This window comes from Streptomyces sp. NPDC001410, assembly GCF_042895235.1.
Lineage (GTDB): Bacteria > Actinomycetota > Actinomycetes > Streptomycetales > Streptomycetaceae > Streptomyces.
This window is the reverse complement of record NZ_JBIAWE010000005.1, coordinates 55742-74541: the sequence shown is the minus strand read 5'-3', so window position 1 is coordinate 74541 and position 18800 is coordinate 55742. Positions and strand designations below refer to the sequence as shown.

Below are 18800 nucleotides of genomic sequence, written 5' to 3'. Positions count from 1 at the left end.
CGCGCACACCTACCAGGTAAAGACCTCATCAAATAGTTTGTGATACGGTTCACGAGAACCCCGGATAGAGCCGAAGGACCGAAGTGCGTCGGTCCGATGGCGTGAGGTCTCGATCACTCAGCCCGGGACTACGCTCGTCCATGACGACACCCTGCCCCCTGTGAAAGCGGAGTTGCCGCCATGCCGTCCAATGACGCCCGGATCCTGGCCCAGGCCGCCGTACCCACGGCTGTCGTCGGCGCGCTTGCCGCCGTCGTCAGTGCAGTGGCCGCGGGCGGCAAGGGAGCGATCGGTGCTGTCGTCGCGACGGTGGTCGTGTGCCTCTTCATGGGGTCCGGTCTCTATGTCCTGCAGCGCATCGCCAAATCGCTTCCGCAGCTCTTCCAGGGCATGGGCCTGATGCTCTACACGGCCCAGTTGCTGTTGCTGGTCGTCTTCGTCGCCGTGTTCAAGGACACGAACCTGTTCAATCCCCGTGTCTTCGCCATCGTTCTCGTGGTCACCACTCTGGCGTGGATCGTCGCGCAGACCCGTGCCCACATGAAGGCCAAGATCCTCTACGTCGAACCTGATGCCTCGTCGAAGGGCGACAAGCCCGAGAAGACAGGGCACTCGCGGTGAGAGGTAGGGCCGGGATAAAGGCTCGCGAGAGATGCTGCTATCGTCCGGTGCCAACTGCGGCATCGCGGGCGCGGGCATCTGAGCTGACGCCTGTTCAATCGCGAGGCGAGATGCCCCACAGCCGCCCCCACATCCGTAACACCAGTCCCGTGCCGAACCGCGGCCCCGCGCCGCGCCGACACAACGAGGTTGCCGTATCTATGCGCCACGATGGAGGAGCCCGCGGTGAGTGCTGACCCGACGCAGGTGCTCGCCTTCGAGTCCGACTGTCACATCTTCACCGGATGTGGATTCCCGGCTCCTGGCCTGCACTCCTTTGTCTTCAAGCCGCTCTTCACTGTCGGCGGGTTCGAGTTCAACAAGCCGATGCTGCTGGCCCTGCTGGGCACGGTAGCGATCGTCGCTTTCTTCTGGGCCGCGTTCGCCAGGCCCAAGCTCGTGCCTGGCAAGCTCCAGATGATCGGTGAGGCCGGGTACGACTTCGTGCGCCGCGGCATCGTCTACGAGACGCTGGGCAAGCGCGAGGGCGAGAAGTACGTGCCCCTCATGGTGTCGCTGTTCTTCTTCATCTGGATCATGAACCTGTGGTCCGTGATCCCGCTGGCACAGTTCCCCGTGACGTCCATGATCGCCTTCCCGGCGGGTCTGGCGGCCATCGTCTACATCCTGTGGATGTTCCTGACGTTCAAGAAGCACGGGTTCACCGGCGGTCTGAAGAACATCACCGGTTACGACAAGTCGCTCGGCGCCGTACTGCCGGTGATCGTGATCATCGACTTCTTCTCGAACGTGCTGATCCGCCCGTTCACCCACGCGGTCCGACTGTTCGCGAACATGTTCGCCGGCCACCTGCTGCTGCTGACCTTCACCATCGGCAGCTGGTACCTGCTGAACGGAGTCGGCATCGTCTACGCTGGCGCCTCGTTCGTGATGACCATCCTGCTCACGGCGTTCGAGCTCTTCATCCAGGCCGTTCAGGCGTACGTCTTCGTACTCCTCGCCTGCAACTACGTTCAGGGCGCTCTCGCCGAGCACCACTGAGCCTCCTCGCCCTCCCTGTCCAACCTGACTGACCGGTGGCCAACCCCCACCGGTACGCGTAAAGAGAAGGAAGAACCGGCATGTCCGCTCTCCAGACCCTCGCCGCTGACGGCCTCTCCGGCAACCTCGGTTCGGTCGGCTACGGCCTCGCTGCGATCGGCCCCGGCATCGGCGTCGGCATCATCTTCGGTAACGGCACCCAGGCTCTCGCCCGCCAGCCCGAGGCTGCCGGTCTGATCCGCGCCAACCAGATCATGGGTTTCGCCTTCTGTGAGGCCCTGGCGCTGATCGGTATCGTCATGGGCTTCCTCTTCCGTAGCTGACGCTTCGACGCAACTCCCTTAGACGGAAGGCACTGATGTGAACGCCCTGGTAACGCTGGCGGCGACAGAGGAGCAGAATCCTCTGATCCCCGAGATCCCAGAGCTTGTCATCGGCCTGATTGCTTTCGCCATCGTCTTCATCTTCCTCGCCAAGAAGCTCCTCCCGACCATCAACAAGGTTCTGGAAGAGCGTCGCGAGGCCATCGAGGGCGGTATCGAGAAGGCCGAGGCCGCGCAGACCGAGGCCCAGAGCGTCCTCGAGCAGTACAAGGCCCAGCTCGCCGAGGCCCGGCACGAGGCCGCGCGCCTGCGCCAGGAGGCGCAGGAGCAGGGTGCCGCCCTCATCGCCGAGATGCGGGCCGAGGGCCAGCGGCAGCGCGAGGAGATCGTCGCCGCCGGTCACACCCAGATCGAGGCCGACCGCAAGGCCGCCGCAGGCGCTCTGCGTCAGGACGTCGGCAAGCTCGCCACCGAACTGGCCGGCAAGCTCGTCGGTGAGTCCCTCGAGGACCACGCCCGGCAGAGCCGTGTGATCGACCGCTTCCTCGACGAGCTCGAGGAGAAGGCCGAGGCCACGCGATGAACGGAGCGAGCCGCGAGGCCCTGGCAGCCGCACGTGAGCGTCTCGACGCGCTGACGGACTCCACGTCCGTGGACGCCGTCCAGCTCGCCGACGAGCTGGCGGCCGTCACCGCGCTGCTCGACCGCGAGCCCAGCCTGCGTCGGGTCCTCACCGACCCGGCGCAGCCCGGTGAGGCCAAGGCCGAGCTGGTCCGGCGCCTCGTCGGCGGCCAGGTCGGCGAGACCACGCTCGACGTGGTGTCCGGCATGGTCCGTTCCCGCTGGTCGCAGCCCCGTGACCTGGTGGACTCGCTGGAGGAGCTGGCGAGCATCGCCGACCTCACGGCGGCGCAGAACACGGACACGCTCGACGACGTCGAGGACGAGCTGTTCCGGTTCGGCCGGATCGTCTCCTCGAACACCGAGCTGCGTGCGGCGCTCACCGACCGCTCCGCGAGCACCTCGGCCAAGATCGAGCTGCTGCACCGGCTCCTCGGCGGCCGGGCCAAGCCCGCCACCGAGCGTCTGGTGACGCGCCTCGTGACCGCGCCGCGTGGACGTAGCCTGGAAGCGGGACTGGAGTCCCTGTCCAAGCTCGCCGCCGAGCGCCGGGACCGCATGGTCGCTGTCGTCACCTCTGCGGTGCCGCTGAGTGACGGGCAGAAGCAGCGCCTCGGCGCCGCCCTGACCAAGCTCTACGGCCGCCGGATGCACCTCAACCTGGACGTCGACCCCGAGGTCGTCGGCGGGATCCGGGTGCAGGTCGGTGACGAGGTCATCAACGGTTCCCTCGCGGACCGGCTGGAGGACGCGGCCCGCCGCATGGCGAGCTAGCAGCACCTCGGCATTCGAGAAAAGCAGTACGTACTTACGGCCCTGGTTGGGCCGTGCAGAGGATTCCTGGGGGTCGCCCCCAGACCCCCAAAGTGAAACTTCGGGCCCAACAAGGAGAGCAGGGAACCCAGATGGCGGAGCTCACGATCCGGCCGGAGGAGATCCGGGACGCGCTGGAGAACTTCGTCCAGTCGTACAAGCCGGACGCGGCCTCGCGCGAGGAGGTCGGTACGGTCACCGTTGCCGGCGACGGCATCGCGAAGGTCGAGGGCCTGCCCTCGGCCATGGCCAACGAACTGCTGAAGTTCGAGGACGGCACCCTCGGCCTCGCCCTCAACCTCGAGGAGCGCGAGATCGGTGCCATCGTCCTCGGTGAGTTCAGCGGCATCGAGGAGGGTCAGCCGGTCACGCGTACCGGTGAGGTCCTCTCCGTCGCGGTCGGCGAGGGCTACCTCGGCCGTGTCGTCGACCCGCTCGGCAACCCGATCGACGGCCTCGGCGAGATCGAGACGTCCGGTCGCCGCGCCCTTGAGCTGCAGGCCCCCACGGTCATGCAGCGCAAGTCGGTGCACGAGCCGATGGAGACGGGCTACAAGGCCGTCGACGCGATGACCCCGATCGGCCGTGGCCAGCGTCAGCTGATCATCGGTGACCGCCAGACCGGCAAGACCGCCCTGGCCGTCGACACGATCATCAACCAGCGCGACAACTGGCGCTCGGGCGACCCGAAGAAGCAGGTCCGCTGCATCTACGTCGCCATCGGCCAGAAGGGCTCCACCATCGCCGGCGTGCGCCGCGCGCTGGAGGAGAACGGCGCCCTGGAGTACACGACCATCGTCGCCGCCCCGGCGTCCGACCCGGCCGGCTTCAAGTACCTGGCGCCGTACACCGGTTCGGCCATCGGCCAGCAGTGGATGTACGAGGGCAAGCACGTCCTCATCATCTTCGACGACCTGTCGAAGCAGGCCGACGCCTACCGCGCCGTGTCCCTGCTGCTGCGCCGCCCGCCGGGCCGTGAGGCCTACCCGGGTGACGTCTTCTACCTGCACTCCCGTCTGCTGGAGCGCTGCGCCAAGCTCTCCGACGACATGGGTGCCGGCTCGATGACCGGTCTGCCGATCGTCGAGACCAAGGCCAACGACGTCTCGGCGTTCATCCCGACCAACGTCATCTCCATCACCGACGGCCAGTGCTTCCTGGAGTCGGACCTGTTCAACGCCGGTCAGCGCCCCGCGCTGAACGTCGGTATCTCCGTCTCCCGAGTCGGTGGTTCCGCGCAGCACAAGGCGATGCGCCAGGTCTCCGGTCGTCTCCGCGTGGACCTCGCCCAGTTCCGTGAGCTGGAGGCGTTCGCCGCCTTCGGTTCCGACCTGGACGCGGCCTCCAAGGCCCAGCTGGAGCGCGGTCAGCGCATGGTCGAGCTGCTGAAGCAGGACCAGTACCAGCCGATGTCCACCGAGGACCAGGTCGTCTCCGTCTGGGCCGGCACCAACGGCCGTATGGACGACGTTCCGGTCGTCGACGTCCGCCGCTTCGAGAAGGAGCTGCTGGACTACCTGCACCGCAAGGAGTCGGGCCTGCTCACCTCGATCCGCGAGGGCGCCAAGATGTCGAACGACACGATCCAGGCGATCGACGACGCCGTCGCGGAGTTCAAGAAGCAGTTCGAGACCTCGGACGGCAAGCTGCTCGGCGAGGACGTTCCTGCCGCTGCCGCCAAGTGACGTAAGGAAGGGACCTGACTCATGGGAGCCCAGCTCCGGGTCTACAAGCGTCGCATCCGATCCGTCAGCGCGACCAAGAAGATCACGAAGGCGATGGAGATGATCGCCGCCTCGCGCGTCGTCAAGGCGCAGCGCAAGGTGGCGGCCTCCACGCCGTACGCGACCGAGCTGACGCGCGCGGTCACGGCGGTCGGTACGGGTTCGAACACCAAGCACCCGCTCACCACGGAGGCGGAGAACCCGACCCGTGCCGCGGTCCTGCTCCTCACGAGCGACCGCGGTCTGGCCGGCGCCTTCAACTCCAACGCCATCAAGGCGGCGGAGCTGCTGACCGAGCGCCTGGAGCGCGAGGGCAAGCAGGTGGACACGTACATCGTCGGCCGCCGTGGTGTCGCCCACTACAACTTCCGTGAGCGCAAGATCTCGGAGTCGTGGACGGGCTTCACCGACGAGCCGTCGTACGCGGACGCCAAGAAGGTGGCGGAGCCTCTGATCGAGGCCATCGAGAAGGACACGGCCGAGGGTGGTGTGGACGAACTCCACATCGTCTACACCGAGTTCGTCTCGATGATGACGCAGACCGCGCTCGACGCACGGCTGCTGCCGCTGCGCCTCGAAGAGGTCGCGGAGGAGGTCAAGCCGCAGGGCGAGATCCTTCCGCTGTACGACTTCGAGCCCTCGGCGGAGGACGTCCTCGACGCCCTGCTGCCGCGCTACGTGGAGAGTCGTATCTACAACGCGCTGCTCCAGTCGGCCGCTTCGAAGCACGCCGCCACGCGGCGCGCGATGAAGTCGGCCACCGACAACGCGGGCGAGCTGATCAACACGCTCTCCCGTCTTGCCAACGCGGCCCGCCAGGCCGAAATCACCCAGGAAATCAGCGAGATCGTCGGTGGCGCCAGCGCCCTGGCCGACGCGACCGCGGGGAGTGACCGATAATGACCACCACTGTTGAGACCGCGACGGCTACGGGCCGCGTCGCCCGGGTCATCGGCCCGGTCGTCGACGTGGAGTTCCCCGTCGACGCGATGCCGGACATCTACAACGCCCTTCACGTCGAGGTGGCCGACCCGGCCAACGCCGGCGAGAAGAAGACGCTGACCCTGGAGGTCGCCCAGCACCTGGGTGACGGCCTGGTCCGCACCATCTCCATGCAGCCCACCGACGGTCTGGTCCGCCAGGCCCCGGTCACCGACACCGGCAACTCCATCACGGTGCCCGTCGGCGACTTCACCAAGGGCAAGGTGTTCAACACCCTCGGTGAGGTGCTGAACGTCGACGAGCAGTACGAGGGCGAGCGCTGGGGCATCCACCGCAAGGCCCCGAACTTCGACGAGCTCGAGTCGAAGACCGAGATGTTCGAGACCGGCGTCAAGGTCATCGACCTTCTCACCCCGTACGTCAAGGGTGGAAAGATCGGTCTGTTCGGCGGTGCCGGCGTCGGCAAGACGGTGCTCATCCAGGAGATGATCTACCGCGTCGCCAACAACCACGACGGTGTCTCCGTGTTCGCCGGTGTCGGTGAGCGCACCCGTGAGGGCAACGACCTCATCGAGGAGATGACCGAGTCGGGCGTCATCGACAAGACCGCCCTGGTCTTCGGTCAGATGGACGAGCCCCCGGGCACCCGTCTGCGCGTCGCGCTGGCCGGCCTCACCATGGCCGAGTACTTCCGTGACGTCCAGAAGCAGGACGTGCTGTTCTTCATCGACAACATCTTCCGCTTCACGCAGGCCGGTTCCGAGGTCTCCACGCTGCTCGGCCGTATGCCCTCCGCGGTGGGTTACCAGCCGAACCTGGCCGACGAGATGGGTCTCCTCCAGGAGCGCATCACCTCGACCCGTGGTCACTCGATCACCTCGATGCAGGCGATCTACGTCCCCGCGGACGACCTGACCGACCCGGCCCCGGCCACCACCTTCGCCCACCTCGACGCGACGACGGTTCTGTCCCGTCCGATCTCCGAGAAGGGCATCTACCCGGCCGTGGACCCGCTGGACTCCACGTCCCGGATCCTGGACCCGCGCTACATCGCTGCGGATCACTACAACGCGGCCATGCGCGTGAAGACGATCCTGCAGAAGTACAAGGACCTCCAGGACATCATCGCGATCCTCGGTATCGACGAGCTGGGCGAGGAGGACAAGCTCGTCGTCCACCGTGCCCGTCGTGTGGAGCGCTTCCTGTCCCAGAACACCCACGTCGCCAAGCAGTTCACCGGCGTGGACGGCTCGGACGTGCCGCTCGACGAGTCGATCGCCGCGTTCAACGCGATCTGCGACGGTGAGTACGACCACTTCCCCGAGCAGGCGTTCTTCATGTGCGGTGGCATCGAGGACCTCAAGGCCAACGCCAAGGAGCTGGGCGTCTCCTGAGTCTCGCGCTCATCTGAGAGGGGCGCGGGCCCACCCTTCCGGGGTGTGTCCGGCGCCTCTCTCCACGCCCCTTAGAATTGACCCCAACACCCGGCACTACCGCCGGGTGGTGACCCGAGGAGCCACCCTTGGCTGCTGAGCTGCACGTCGAGCTGGTCGCCGCCGACCGCCAGGTCTGGTCCGGTGAGGCCACCCTGGTCGTCGCGCGCACCACGTCCGGCGACATCGGCGTCATGCCCGGTCACCAGCCGCTGCTCGGTGTGCTGGAGTCGGGCCCGGTGACCATCCGTACGAGTGATGGTGGAACGGTCGTCGCCGCGGTGCACGGCGGTTTCATCTCGTTCGCCGACAACAAGCTGTCGCTGCTGGCCGAGATCGCCGAGCTGTCGGACGAGATCGATGTCCAGCGCGCGGAGCGCGAGCTCGAGCGCGCGAGGGCGGAGGACGACGCCGAAGCCGAGCGTCGTGCGGATGTCCGCCTGCGGGCGGCGACCGCGGCGCGCTGATCCAGCGCGCAGTATGACGTCACTCAGCCGCGGCCGGCCCGGAGCAATCCGGTGCCGGTCGCGGCTGAGGCAGATGTGGGTGTTTTTTCCTTTTCATTACCCAGTTTCATCGCCTAGGAGACGAGGAGGTCGGTGCCGATGGTCCTCGCTCTGACTGTGTGCGGGATCGTGATCGCCCTCGTGGTGGTGGGACTGTTCCTGTTCGGACTGCGCCGCAGACTGATCCAGCGCTCCGGCGGCACCTTCGACTGCTCGCTGCGCTGGGACGTGCCCGAGAAACCGGACACCAACGGCAAGGGCTGGAGCTACGGCGTCGCCCGCTACAACGGCGACCGCATCGAGTGGTACCGCGTCTTCTCCTACGCCCCCCGCCCGCGCCGCACCCTGGAGCGCGCCGCCATCGAGGTGGCCGGCCGCCGGCTGCCCGAGGGCGAGGAGGAGCTGGCGCTGCTCTCCGACGCGGTGGTCCTCGCCTGTACCCACCGGGGCACGCGCCTCGAACTCGCGATGAGCGAAGACGCGCTGACCGGTTTCCTCGCGTGGCTGGAAGCAGCCCCGCCCGGACAGCGAGTGAATGTGGCGTAGCCACATTCACTCGCTGGGTGGGGGTCCCCCCGGACGAAGTCCGGGGGAGCGTCAACGTCGCCTGAGGTTTCTTACAGGTTGTTGCTGATGGCGCTCACCAGCTCGCCGTTGCTGGTGTCACCGCTGAACTCCCAGAAGAACGCGCCGCCGAGGCCCTGGTTCTTGGCCCACGCCATCTTCGTCGCGATGGTGGCGGGGGTGTCGTACGACCACCAGTTGCTGCCGCAGTGCGCGTACGCCGTACCCGCGACGGTGCCGGTCGCCGGGCAGGACGTCTTCAGCACCTTGTAGTCCTCGATGCCCTGCTCGTACGTGCCGGCCGCCGGACCCGTGGCCGTGCCGCCCGGGGCGTCCTGCGTCACGCCGGTCCAGCCGCGGCCGTAGAAGCCGATGCCGATGAGCAGCTTGCTCGCGGGGACGCCGATCGCCTTGTACTTGGCCATCGCGTCGGCGGTGGTGAAGCCCGCCTTCGGGATGCCGCTGTACGAGGTGAGCGGGGAGTGCGGGGCCGTCGGACCCTGGGCGTCCCAGGCGCCGAAGAAGTCGTACGTCATCACGTTGTACCAGTCGACGTACTGCGCGGCGCCCGCGTAGTCGGCGGCCTCGATCTTGCCGCCGGAGGAGCCGTCGGCGGTGACGGCCGAGGTGACCAGGTTGTTCGAGCCGAACTTGGCGCGGAGCGCGGCCATCAGGTTCTTGTAGGCCGCGGCACCGCTGGTGTCGCAGCTCAGGCCGCAGGCGTTCGGGTACTCCCAGTCGATGTCGATGCCGTCGAAGACATCGGCCCAGCGCGGGTCCTCGATCAGGTCGTAGCAGGACTGCGCGAACGCGGCCGGGTTCTTCGCGGCCTCACCGAAGCCGCCGGACCAGGTCCAGCCGCCGAAGGACCACAGCACCTTGATGTTCGGGTACTTCGCCTTCAGCTCGCGCAGCTGGTTGAAGTTGCCGCGCAGCGGCTGGTCCCAGGTGTCCGCGACGCCGCTGACCGACTGGTCGGCGGTGAACGCCTTGTCGTAGTCGGCGTAGGAGTCGCCGATCGCGCACTTGCCGCCGGTGACGTTGCCGAAGGCGTAGTTGATGTGGGTGATCTTCGAGGCGGAGCCGGACGTCACCAGGTTCTTGACGTTGTAGTTGCGGCCGTAGATGCCCCACTCGGTGAAGTAGCCGAGCTTGACCTTGTCGCCGGTGGGCGGGGGAGTGGTGCCGCCGCCGGTGGTGTGCACGGCGACGGCGCCGCTGACCGGTCCGGTCTGGTCGGCGGTGTCGCGGGCCTGCACGGTGTAGGAGTAGTCGGTGCCGGCGGTGAGGCCGGTGTCGGTGTACGAGGTCGTCGTCACGGTGGCGACCTTGGTCCCGTCGCGCAGGACGTCGTAGTTCTTGATGCCCTTGTCGTCGGTGGCCGCGCTCCAGCCGAGCTTCACCGAGGTGTCGGTGATGTTCGACGCGGAGGGGGTGCCGGGCGCGGAGGGGGCCGCGTCACCGGGGACCGTGGTGCCGTCGCAACTGTCGCCGTTGAGCTTGCAGTTGGACGGGGAGCCGGGACCGGCGCCGTTGAAGCCGAAGGAGACGGAGGCACCGGGGGCGATGGATCCGTTGTACGACTTGTTCTTGGCGGTCCAGTGGGTGCCGGAGGACGTGACGTCCGCGTCCCAGGCCGAGGTGACCGACGTACCGGAGGGGAAGTCCCACTCGATCGTCCAGGAGCTGATCGCGGTGGTACCGGTGTTCTTGACGGTCCACTTGCCTTCGAAGCCGGTACCCCAGTCCTGGGTCTTGGCGTAGGTGGCGGTGGCGTTCGTCGCGGCCTGGGCGGGGCTCGCGAGACCGACCAGACCGGCCAGGGGGAGCAACAGGGTCGCGAACCCTGCCGCGGCTCTGTGTCTGAAGCGCATGCTGCGCCTCCCTCTTGTATCGGGGGTGTCAGGGGCATGACTGAGCCTTCACGCCCACGGTGCCGCGAGAATAGAAAGGTCTGGACCACAGGTCAATAGGTCTGGACCACTTGCCCGACGGGCCCGCTAGATCCCCAACTCCTGTGCCAAGACCGCCGCTTGGACCCGGCTGCGCAGCTCCAGCTTCGCCAGCAGACGGCTGACGTGCGTCTTCACCGTGCCCTCCGCCATCGCCAGCCGCGCCGCGATCTCGGCGTTGGACAGCCCCTCGCCGATGCACGACAGCACCTCGCGCTCACGCCGGGTGAGACCGTCCAGCACGGCCGGGTCGGCCGTCGGCTCGCGCACCGGCTTCGCCGCGAACTCGGCGATCAGCCGCCGGGTGACGGCCGGTGCGACGATCCCCTCCCCGCGGGCCACCGTCCGCACGGCCTCCAGCAGATCGCGCGCCTCGGTGTTCTTCAGCAGGAACCCGGCCGCCCCCGCCCGCAGTGCCCCGAACACGTACTCGTCGAGGTCGAAGGTGGTCAGCACCAGGACGTCCGCCGTCCCCTCCGCGACGATCTGCCGGGTCGCCGACACCCCGTCCAGGCGCGGCATCTGCACGTCCATCAGCACCACGTCCGGTCGCAGCTCCCGGGCCAGTTCCACCGCCCGCTGCCCGTCCGCCGCCTCCCCGGCCACCTCGATGTCGGGCGCGCTGCCGAGGATGAGGACCAGACCGGCGCGGACGGCGGACTGGTCCTCGGCGACGAGGACCCGGACGGCGCGGTTCATACGGGGTCTCCTTCGGTGAGCGGAAGGGCGGCGCGTACGGCCCAGCGGCCGCCCTCGGGCCCGGCCTCGAAGCTGCCGCCGAGCAGCGCGGCCCGCTCCCGCATCCCGGTGAGACCGGCGCCGGAGCCGGGGGCACGAGGACTGTCGCCGGGCCGGTACGGGCTGGTCACCCGCACCTGAAGGGTGCCGTCCTCCTGCCGCAGGGCGACATGGACACGCCCCCTCGCCGCATGCTTGAGGGCGTTGGTCAGCGACTCCTGCACGATCCGGTAGGCGGCCAGCTCGACCGGCACGGGCACGCTGTCATGGCCGGCGTCGAGGGTCACCTCCAGACCGTTCGAGCGGGCACCGTCGACCAGGGCGCCGAGGCCGTCGAGCGTGGGCGACGCGGCGGGCTCCCGGTCGCCGGAGCCGTCCCGCAGGATCCCGATCAGCCGCCGCATCTCGGCCAGCCCTTCGACGCTGTTCTCCCGGATGACCGCCAGCGCGTCCATGGAGGTCTTCGGGTCGTCCAGGGAGAGCGCGGCCGTGGAGTGGATGGCGATCGCCGACAGGTGGTTGGCCACCATGTCGTGCAACTCCCGGGCGAACCTGGCCCGTTCGGCGGTGACCGCCTGGGTGCGGTCCATCTCGGCCAGCAGCGCGGTCTGTTCGGCGCGCAGCCGGGCCGCCTCGGCCGCGTCGCGGTGGTTGCGGACCACCCAGCCCGTGGAGGCCGGCGCGAACGCGACCACGCCGACGCCCACACCGATCAACAGCCCCTGCGGGTCGCGCCAGAGGGCGGCGGGCACGACTCCGCCGAGAACCGTCAGCATCCCGGTGATCCAGGGGATCCGCCGGGCGGCGGTGGGGCTGCCGTACAGGACGGCCGCGTACACCAGGTCGGTGTACAGCACGATCGTCACGATGCTGCCGAGGGTCACCGTGTCCAGGGTCAGCGCGACGGTGCCGACCAACAGGCCGACGCGCGGCCGGATGCGGCGCAGCGGCTCACAGGCGGCGGTCACCGCGAGCGGCACCAGCGGAGCCCAGGGCGCCTGCCACAGCACGAGGTTGTCCGAGGCCACGCGCGGGTGGATCCCGAGCACCCACAGCAGCACCCCGCCGAGCAGTCCGCCCACGGTGATGCGCAGGTCGTCGCGGTGCGGGCGGGTGAGTGCGAGGGGCATGACCCCATCCAACACGGCCCGCGGCCGCCGCGCCTGGCCCTGGGGAAGGGTCCCGAACTGCAACTTTCGCTTACGGCGGGTTCGCCCGCGCCGACGATGATCCGCGGCTCGGCCGACGGCAGCCTGGAAGGGTGAGCGAAGGGGGAGAACGTTGATCGTCGGTTTGATCGTCGCCTGTGAGGTGGCCTTCTGGGTGCTGCTGGCCTCCGGGCTGGCCTTCCGCTATCTGTGGCGCATGCCCCGCACGGGCCTGGCGCTGCTGCTGTGCGAGCCGCTGCTGGAGGTGGTGCTGTTCGTGGTCACCGCGATCGACCTCAAGAACGGCGCGGAACCCGACTGGCGGCACGGCCTCGCCGCCGTCTACATCGGCTTCACCGTCGGCCTCGGCCACTCCACGGTCAAGTGGGCGGACGCCCGCGTCGCCCACCGCTTCGCCGGCGGCCCGCCGCCCGTCGAGCCCCCGAAGTACGGCACGGCCCGCGCCGTCCACGAGTGGAAGGTCGCGGGCCGCTGGATCCTGGCCGCGCTCGTCGCTGTTGCCCTGCTGCAGGGTGCGGTCTGGTACGTCGGCGGCGACGGCGACACCGGTTCGCTGCGGGCGTGGCAGCTGAGGATGGTGTGGGTGATCGGGATCAACGTGGTGATCGCCGCGAGCTACACGCTGTTCCCCAGACTCCCCAAGGCGTCCAAGACCGCCCAGGCCCCCGATCAGGAGCGCTAACGCTCCCCGCCCGGCACCCACAGCACGTCCCCGGTCGCCTTGTTCGCGATCCTGGCCAGGATGAACAGCAGATCGGAGAGCCGGTTCAGGTAGGTCGCGGTGAGCGGGTTCATGATCTCGCCGTGTACCTCCAGCGCCGCCCAGGTGGAACGCTCGGCCCGCCGGACCACCGTGCAGGCCTGGTGCAGCAGGGCCGCGCCGGGGGTGCCGCCGGGGAGGATGAAGGAGCGCAGCTTCTCCAGCCGCTCGTTGAAGCGGTCGCAGTCCGCCTCCAGCCGGTCGACGTAGAACTGCTCGACCCTGAGCGGCGGGAACTCCGGACTCTCCACCACCGGCGTCGACAGGTCCGCGCCCACGTCGAACAGGTCGTTCTGGACGCGGGTGAGGACCTTGACGACCTCCTCGTCCAGGCCGCCCAGCGCGATCGCGGTGCCGATCACCGCGTTGGCCTCGTTGGCGTCGGCGTACGCCGAGATCCTGAGGTCGGTCTTGGCGACCCGGCTCATGTCACCGAGCGCGGTGGTGCCCTGGTCGCCGGTCCTGGTGTAGATGCGCGTCAGATTGACCATGTGACCAGCGTAGTTACGCTCCGGCCGTCCGGAACACCCGTGTGCCCACTGTCACGGAGAGTCCCGCGAAGCCGACCGAGACGAGCACGCCGTACAGCATGTGCGCACTCGTGTACTGGCCGACGTACGCGTCGCGCACCGCGTCCACCAGATAGCGGAACGGGACGAAGTGCGAGAGCACGTCGAGCCAGGTGGGCGCGAGCGTCATCGGGAGCATCAGGCCGGACAGCAGCATCGACGGCATCGACAGCGCGTTGATCAGGGGACCGAACTCCTGCGGGGTGCGGACCCGCATGCCCAGCGCGTACGACAGAGAGGCCAGCGAGAGCGTGAGCAGGGCGACGAACCCGAAGCCGATGAGGATGCCCGGCAGGGGCGCGCGCAGGCCCATCACCACCGCGGCGAGCACCAGCAGCACCGCCTGGAAGACGAAGACCGTGGCGTCCCGCAGCACCCGGCCCAGGAGCAGGGCCAGCCGGCTGACGGGCGTCACACGCATCCGCTCCACCACTCCCTGGGTGTTCTCCATGATGATCGTGAAGCCCGCGAACAGTGCCCCGAACAAGCCGAGTTGGAGCAGCAGTCCGGGCACGAGGACCTGCCAGGAGCTGCCCCTCCCGCCGAGCGGCAGGTCGGTGAGGAGCGGGCCGAAGAACAGGAGATAGAGGAGCGGGGTCAGCACGCCGAAGAGCAGCGCGAAGCGGGAGCGCAGGGACTGGCGCAGGTAACGGCCGTAGACGAGGCCGGTGTCGTGAAGAAGCATCTCTCTGATTCCGTGAGCGGTCCGAGGTGAGCGGTCCTATACGGCGACGGGGGCGGTGTCGGCCGGGGCGGGGCCGCGGCCGGTGATGGCGAGGAAGGTGTCCTGGAGGGTGGCGTCGATCGAGCCGCCGTGGGCCAGCTTGAGCGCGCTCGGCGTGCCGTCGGCCACGACGACGCCCCGGTCGACGACGACCAGCCGATCGGCGAGGGCGTCGGCCTCGTCCAGGTAGTGGGTGGTCAGGAAGACCGTGGTGCCGTGCTCGTCGCGCAGCCGGCGGACCAGGTCCCACAGGTCGGCCCGGCTGCCCGGGTCGAGTCCGGTCGTGGGCTCGTCCAGGAACAGCACCTTCGGGCGGTGGGTGAGCGCCATCGCGATGTCGAGGCGGCGCCGCTGTCCGCCTGAGAGGGCGCCCGTCTTCCGGTCGAGCAGTTCGGCGAGGTCCAGTTCCCGGGCGAGTTCCGCGGTGCGCTCGACGGCCTCGGCCTTCGGCAGGCGGTACATCCGGGCCTGGGTGACCAGCTCCTCCCGGACGGTGATCTGCGGGTCCACCCCGCCGGACTGGGCGACATAGCCGGAGGCCCGGCGCACCCCGGCCGGGTCGGTCGCCAGGTCGCACCCGGCGACGGTGGCCGCGCCGCCGGTCGGCTTCAGCAGGGTGGTGAGCATGCGCAGGGTGGTCGTCTTGCCGGCGCCGTTCGGGCCGAGAAAGCCGAGGATCTCGCCTTCGCGGACGGTGAGGTCGACGCATCGCACGGCCTCCACGGGGCCGGTTCTCGTCTGGAAGGTGCGGGCCAGTCCGGCCGCGCTGATGACTGCTGCCATGCCCACAGAAAAACAGAGTCCCTGAAATTTTGCAATGACCCCAAGTTTTCAATGATCCCAGCGAAGTTAGGATGCGGACATGGCTGAGGGACTCAGGGAGCGGAAGAAGCGGCAGACCAGGCAGTACATCTCCGATGTCGCCACGGGGCTGTTCCTGGAGCGCGGCTTCGACGCCGTGACGGTCGCGGAGATCGCCGAGGCCGCGAACGTCTCCGTCAACACCGTCTACAACTACTTCCCGGCGAAGGAGGACCTCTTCTTCGACCGCTCCGCGGGCATGGTCGACCGGCTCGCCCGCTGGGTGCGGGGCCGCCCCGTCGGCGAGTCCGCGGTCGGCGCGGTCCTGCGCGAGCTGCGCGAGGAGGTCGAGGCGGTCTCACCCCGGGTCGGTCTGATCCCCGGGTACGCGAGCTTCCTGCGGGTCATCGAGGAGACCCCCGCGCTGCGCTCCCGGCTGTGGGCCATCGCCCAGGAGGTCCAGGCCAACCTGGAACAGGCGCTGCGCGAGGAGACCGGCGCGGCCGACGGCGACGAACTGCCCACCCTGATGGCGGGTCAGATCGGCTGGGTGCACAGTACGGTCATGGCGGTCATCTCACGCGAGATGGTCAAGGGGCGCGAACCGTGCGAAGTGTCACGAGAGGTGCTCGTTCTCCTCGACGACATCGAGGACCTGTTGAGCGAAAAGGTCCTCAACTACGCGGTCCGTGGCGCGTCCTGACCTGCGTGGAGGTCGTGATCCGCAAGGTGGTCCATCGATGCGGAGTTCGGGACCCCCGGGTCAGTACCTGCGGCGCGCCCCCGCCCGCGCCGCACGGCCCGGGCCTCCAGGGGGCATCTGGCCGGCTTCGCCGACCCCGAGTACGCAAAGTGGCGTTCTGTGTGATCGTACGGTCGCGGGCCACCTCATCCCTGACGTAGGCGAACACGGGGCCGGCCCGGCCGCGTGGCCGTTGTTGCCTGCGGCGGAGTCGCGGCAGGTCGTGCGGGCCATCGGCAGACTGGTGGCAACGCTCAACCAGTTGGTCGAGGAAGGCATCGCGGCTGACGCCTTCAACGGTGGAGCCGGACGCTCCTCGCTGCGCCGCGTCAGGCAGGCAAATCCAGGGCACAGCGTGCGGAAAACACCACGCCGCTCTCGCGTATCAGTTCTGTTGTCGCACCCGTGTCCTCAGGGTGAGAGGCATCGTTGTCCCGTTGGAAGGTGGCCAGTCTTCGGCGGAGGGAGGTGGGTCGTGCTGGTCGGCAGGAAGTATCGGCTTACGTTCACGCCTGAGCAGGCTGCTGCGGCGGAGGAGTATGCGAGTGTGTGCCGGGCGGTCTGGAATGTCGGGCTGGAGCAGCGCCGCGAATATCGGCGTCGCGGCGCGTGGATCGGCTATGCGCAGCAGGCCCGGGAGATGGCCGAGGCCAAGGCCGACCATCCATGGCTCAGGGTCGCACCCTCCCACATCCTCCAGCAGACCCTGCGCGATCTGGACAAGGCGTGCCGGACGCATGGCACCTTCGGCGTGCGGTGGAAGGCGAAGTCGCGGTGGGAACCATCGTTCCGTTTCCCCGATCCACGTCACCTCTCGGTCGTCCGCACGGGACGCAAGCGCGCCAGGGTCCATCTGCCGAAGCTCGGATGGGTGATTTTCCGATGGTCCCGCCCCCTCGGCGGTCCCGTGAAGTCGGCCACGGTGTCCCGCGAAGGTAAGCACTGGTACATCAGCTTCCTGGTGGAGACCGGCGCGAAGGAGACCACGGTTTCTTTGAAGCGCGGCCGTGTCGGTGTGGACAGGGGAGTGGCTACGCTCGCCGCCACCAGCGACGGCCGGTTCTTCGACCGCGCCTTCCTCACCGTCGGCGAGGCCGAGCGATATCGGCGGCTTCAGCAACGGCACGCCCGTACCCGGAAAGGGTCGAAGCGGCGGCAGGCATGCCGGACGAAGATGCGGGCCATCATGGGCAGGGTGCGCCACCGCCGACAGGACTTCCATGCACAGACCGCTTGTCAGGTCGTCGACGGCAACGCCCTCGTGGTCCTCGAAGACCTGAACGTCGCGAGCATGACGGCCCGCGCGAAGGGAACCATCGCTCATCCCGGAACCCGTGTCCGGCAGAAAGCCGGCCTGAACCGTGCCATCCTCGACAAGGGATGGCATTCCTTCGAACTGGCAGTGCGCAACCGCGCGCGGCATACGGGTGCGGAGGTACGCACGGTGCATCCCGCCAACACATCGGTAACGTGTCCTGTTTGCGGGTATGTGCACCCGGACAATCGCAAGAGCCAAGCGAAGTTCGTCTGTACCGCCTGTGGCCATCGGGAGCACGCGGACACCGTAGGCGCGAAGAACACTCTGGCCCGCGGGCATGCGGGTCACAGGGCGTGGAGACCTCGGCGTAGGCCGGTCCGTGAAGCGCCAACCAGTGCGAACCCGCAAGGAATTAGCACTGCGGCCGTGAGGTCGCGATCCCTCCGGCCTCGGTCGGCGGGAGGATCGCCAAGTCCGTCAATTGAGACGTGATGGGCGTCTCACGCGTTGAGACGTGACGCGCGTTACTTACCGGTCACACAGCGGCTCCGGAGCGCTATGGTCCGCCGAAGAGCCAGACGTCAACAGCGTTGAGGGAGTCGGAGTGGCACGGAAGCTCGCCGTCATCGGGGCCGGTCTCATGGGATCCGGCATCGCCCAGGTCGCCGCACAGGCGGGCTGGGACGTCGTTCTGCGCGACGTCACCGACGAGGCAATCAAGCGTGGCACCGACGGCATCAAGGCCTCGTACGACAAGTTCGTCGGCAAGGGCAAGCTGGCGGCGCAGGACGCCGAGGCCGCCCTCGCCCGCATCACCGCCACCACCGATCTGGACGCCGTCGCCGACGCCGACATCGTCGTGGAGGCCGTCTTCGAGAAGCTGGAGGTCAAGCACGAGATCTTCCGCGCGCTCGACAAGATCGTGCGCCCGGAGACCGTGCTCGCCTCCAACACCTCCGCCATCCCGATCACCAAGATCGCGGCGGCCACCGAGCACCCCGAGCGGGTCGTCGGCGTGCACTTCTTCTCGCCGGTGCCGATGATGCAGCTCGTCGAGCTGGTCCGCGGCTACAAGACCAGCGACGAAACCCTCGCCACCGCGCGGGAGTTCGCCGAGTCCGTCGGCAAGACCTGCATCGTCGTCAACCGCGATGTCGCCGGGTTCGTGACCACCCGGCTCATCTCCGCCCTCGTCGTCGAGGCGACCAAGCTCTACGAGTCCGGCGTCGCGACCGCCGAGGACATCGACCTCGCCTGCAAGCTGGGCTTCGGCCACGCCATGGGCCCGCTGGCCACCGCGGACCTGACCGGCGTGGACATCCTGCTGCACGCCACCAGCAACATCTACACCGAGTCCCAGGACGAGAAGTTCGCCCCGCCGGAGCTGATGCGCCGGATGGTGGACGCCGGTGACATCGGGCGCAAGAGCGGGCAGGGCTTCTACAAGTACTGACCCGTACACGACCGGACGCACACCCCGGGAGCGTCACTCCCGGGGG

General features: G+C 68.4%; 20 protein-coding genes. 14 read left to right on the top strand and 6 right to left on the bottom strand.

What is annotated here, in order from left to right; translation table 11 throughout:
- Nucleotides 1-180: 180 nt before the first annotated feature.
- The 10 genes from ACFY3C_RS12105 to ACFY3C_RS12060 all read left to right on the top strand — a co-directional run bounded on the left by ACFY3C_RS12105 (nucleotide 181) and on the right by ACFY3C_RS12060 (nucleotide 8570).
- The gene (locus tag ACFY3C_RS12105) at nucleotides 181-621 is read left to right on the top strand and encodes a hypothetical protein (RefSeq protein ID WP_386578997.1); all 441 of its coding nucleotides are present in this window, start codon (nucleotides 181-183) and stop codon (nucleotides 619-621) included.
- A 210-nt stretch (nucleotides 622-831) separates the two neighbouring features.
- Nucleotides 832-1662: a F0F1 ATP synthase subunit A gene (gene atpB / locus ACFY3C_RS12100; RefSeq protein ID WP_390770662.1), complete on the top strand. Its 831-nt coding sequence runs from the start codon at nucleotides 832-834 to the stop codon at nucleotides 1660-1662.
- Nucleotides 1663-1742: 80 nt separating this feature from the next.
- On the top strand, nucleotides 1743-1985 hold the full coding sequence (gene atpE / locus ACFY3C_RS12095; RefSeq protein ID WP_097252404.1) for an ATP synthase F0 subunit C: 243 nt from the start codon (nucleotides 1743-1745) through the stop codon (nucleotides 1983-1985).
- Nucleotides 1986-2022: 37 nt separating this feature from the next.
- Nucleotides 2023-2568, top strand: coding sequence for a F0F1 ATP synthase subunit B (locus ACFY3C_RS12090; protein WP_094216095.1), 546 nt, complete (start codon nucleotides 2023-2025; stop codon nucleotides 2566-2568).
- Nucleotides 2565-3380 carry a F0F1 ATP synthase subunit delta gene (locus tag ACFY3C_RS12085; protein WP_386578992.1) on the top strand — a complete coding sequence of 272 codons (816 nt, stop codon included), beginning with the start codon at nucleotides 2565-2567 and terminating at the stop codon, nucleotides 3378-3380. The genes ACFY3C_RS12090 and ACFY3C_RS12085 overlap by 4 nt, the downstream gene beginning before the upstream one ends.
- 131 nt (nucleotides 3381-3511) lie before the next feature.
- Complete coding sequence (atpA, locus tag ACFY3C_RS12080; protein WP_386578990.1) at nucleotides 3512-5104, top strand: F0F1 ATP synthase subunit alpha; 1593 nt, start codon at nucleotides 3512-3514, stop codon at nucleotides 5102-5104.
- A 21-nt stretch (nucleotides 5105-5125) separates the two neighbouring features.
- The gene (locus tag ACFY3C_RS12075) at nucleotides 5126-6043 is read left to right on the top strand and encodes a F0F1 ATP synthase subunit gamma (protein WP_386578988.1); all 918 of its coding nucleotides are present in this window, start codon (nucleotides 5126-5128) and stop codon (nucleotides 6041-6043) included.
- The gene (gene atpD / locus ACFY3C_RS12070) at nucleotides 6043-7479 is read left to right on the top strand and encodes a F0F1 ATP synthase subunit beta (protein WP_390770661.1); all 1437 of its coding nucleotides are present in this window, start codon (nucleotides 6043-6045) and stop codon (nucleotides 7477-7479) included. Before ACFY3C_RS12075 ends, atpD begins: the two co-directional genes overlap by 1 nt.
- Before the next feature lie 128 nt (nucleotides 7480-7607).
- Nucleotides 7608-7985, top strand: coding sequence for a F0F1 ATP synthase subunit epsilon (locus tag ACFY3C_RS12065; protein ID WP_386578985.1), 378 nt, complete (start codon nucleotides 7608-7610; stop codon nucleotides 7983-7985).
- 138 nt (nucleotides 7986-8123) lie between these two features.
- Nucleotides 8124-8570, top strand: coding sequence for a DUF2550 domain-containing protein (locus ACFY3C_RS12060; RefSeq protein WP_145883641.1), 447 nt, complete (start codon nucleotides 8124-8126; stop codon nucleotides 8568-8570).
- Nucleotides 8571-8641: 71 nt separating this feature from the next.
- Here ACFY3C_RS12060 and ACFY3C_RS12055 read toward each other — a convergent pair whose 3' ends face one another.
- The 3 genes from ACFY3C_RS12055 to ACFY3C_RS12045 all read right to left on the bottom strand — a co-directional run bounded on the left by ACFY3C_RS12055 (nucleotide 8642) and on the right by ACFY3C_RS12045 (nucleotide 12408).
- Nucleotides 8642-10462: a glycosyl hydrolase family 18 protein gene (locus ACFY3C_RS12055; protein WP_390770660.1), complete on the bottom strand. Its 1821-nt coding sequence runs from the start codon at nucleotides 10460-10462 to the stop codon at nucleotides 8642-8644.
- A 126-nt stretch (nucleotides 10463-10588) separates the two neighbouring features.
- Nucleotides 10589-11239 (bottom strand): response regulator, encoded by a 651-nt coding sequence (locus ACFY3C_RS12050; RefSeq protein ID WP_390770659.1) that lies wholly within the window; start codon nucleotides 11237-11239, stop codon nucleotides 10589-10591.
- Entirely contained in the window at nucleotides 11236-12408 is a 1173-nt protein-coding gene (locus ACFY3C_RS12045) for a sensor histidine kinase (RefSeq protein WP_390770658.1), read from the bottom strand. Before ACFY3C_RS12045 ends, ACFY3C_RS12050 begins: the two co-directional genes overlap by 4 nt.
- A 151-nt stretch (nucleotides 12409-12559) precedes the next feature.
- Here ACFY3C_RS12045 and ACFY3C_RS12040 point away from each other — a divergent pair, with 151 nt between their 5' ends.
- A complete protein-coding gene (locus tag ACFY3C_RS12040; protein WP_390770657.1) occupies nucleotides 12560-13129 on the top strand; it encodes a hypothetical protein in 570 nt (189 codons plus the stop codon).
- On the opposite strand, the gene ACFY3C_RS12035 is transcribed toward ACFY3C_RS12040, so the two are convergent.
- The 3 genes from ACFY3C_RS12035 to ACFY3C_RS12025 are packed head-to-tail and all read right to left on the bottom strand — an operon-like array spanning nucleotide 13126 to nucleotide 15283.
- Nucleotides 13126-13698, bottom strand: a complete 573-nt coding sequence (locus tag ACFY3C_RS12035) for a cob(I)yrinic acid a,c-diamide adenosyltransferase (RefSeq protein WP_390770656.1) — start codon at nucleotides 13696-13698, stop codon at nucleotides 13126-13128. The two genes, ACFY3C_RS12040 and ACFY3C_RS12035, sit on opposite strands and share 4 nt — an antisense overlap.
- A gap of 13 nt (nucleotides 13699-13711) precedes the next feature.
- A complete protein-coding gene (locus tag ACFY3C_RS12030) occupies nucleotides 13712-14461 on the bottom strand; it encodes an ABC transporter permease (RefSeq protein ID WP_390770655.1) in 750 nt (249 codons plus the stop codon).
- Between the two features lie 36 nt (nucleotides 14462-14497).
- The gene (locus ACFY3C_RS12025) at nucleotides 14498-15283 is read right to left on the bottom strand and encodes an ABC transporter ATP-binding protein (protein ID WP_390770654.1); all 786 of its coding nucleotides are present in this window, start codon (nucleotides 15281-15283) and stop codon (nucleotides 14498-14500) included.
- 79 nt (nucleotides 15284-15362) lie between these two features.
- On the opposite strand from ACFY3C_RS12025, the gene ACFY3C_RS12020 reads away from it, so the two are divergent.
- The 3 genes from ACFY3C_RS12020 (at nucleotide 15363) to ACFY3C_RS12010 (ending at nucleotide 18754) form a co-directional block, all read left to right on the top strand.
- On the top strand, nucleotides 15363-16004 hold the full coding sequence (locus ACFY3C_RS12020) for a TetR/AcrR family transcriptional regulator (protein ID WP_390770653.1): 642 nt from the start codon (nucleotides 15363-15365) through the stop codon (nucleotides 16002-16004).
- Nucleotides 16005-16518: 514 nt separating this feature from the next.
- Complete coding sequence (locus ACFY3C_RS12015) at nucleotides 16519-17793, top strand: RNA-guided endonuclease InsQ/TnpB family protein (RefSeq protein WP_390770652.1); 1275 nt, start codon at nucleotides 16519-16521, stop codon at nucleotides 17791-17793.
- A gap of 112 nt (nucleotides 17794-17905) precedes the next feature.
- A complete protein-coding gene (locus tag ACFY3C_RS12010; RefSeq protein ID WP_386578969.1) occupies nucleotides 17906-18754 on the top strand; it encodes a 3-hydroxyacyl-CoA dehydrogenase family protein in 849 nt (282 codons plus the stop codon).
- Nucleotides 18755-18800 lie beyond the last annotated feature (46 nt).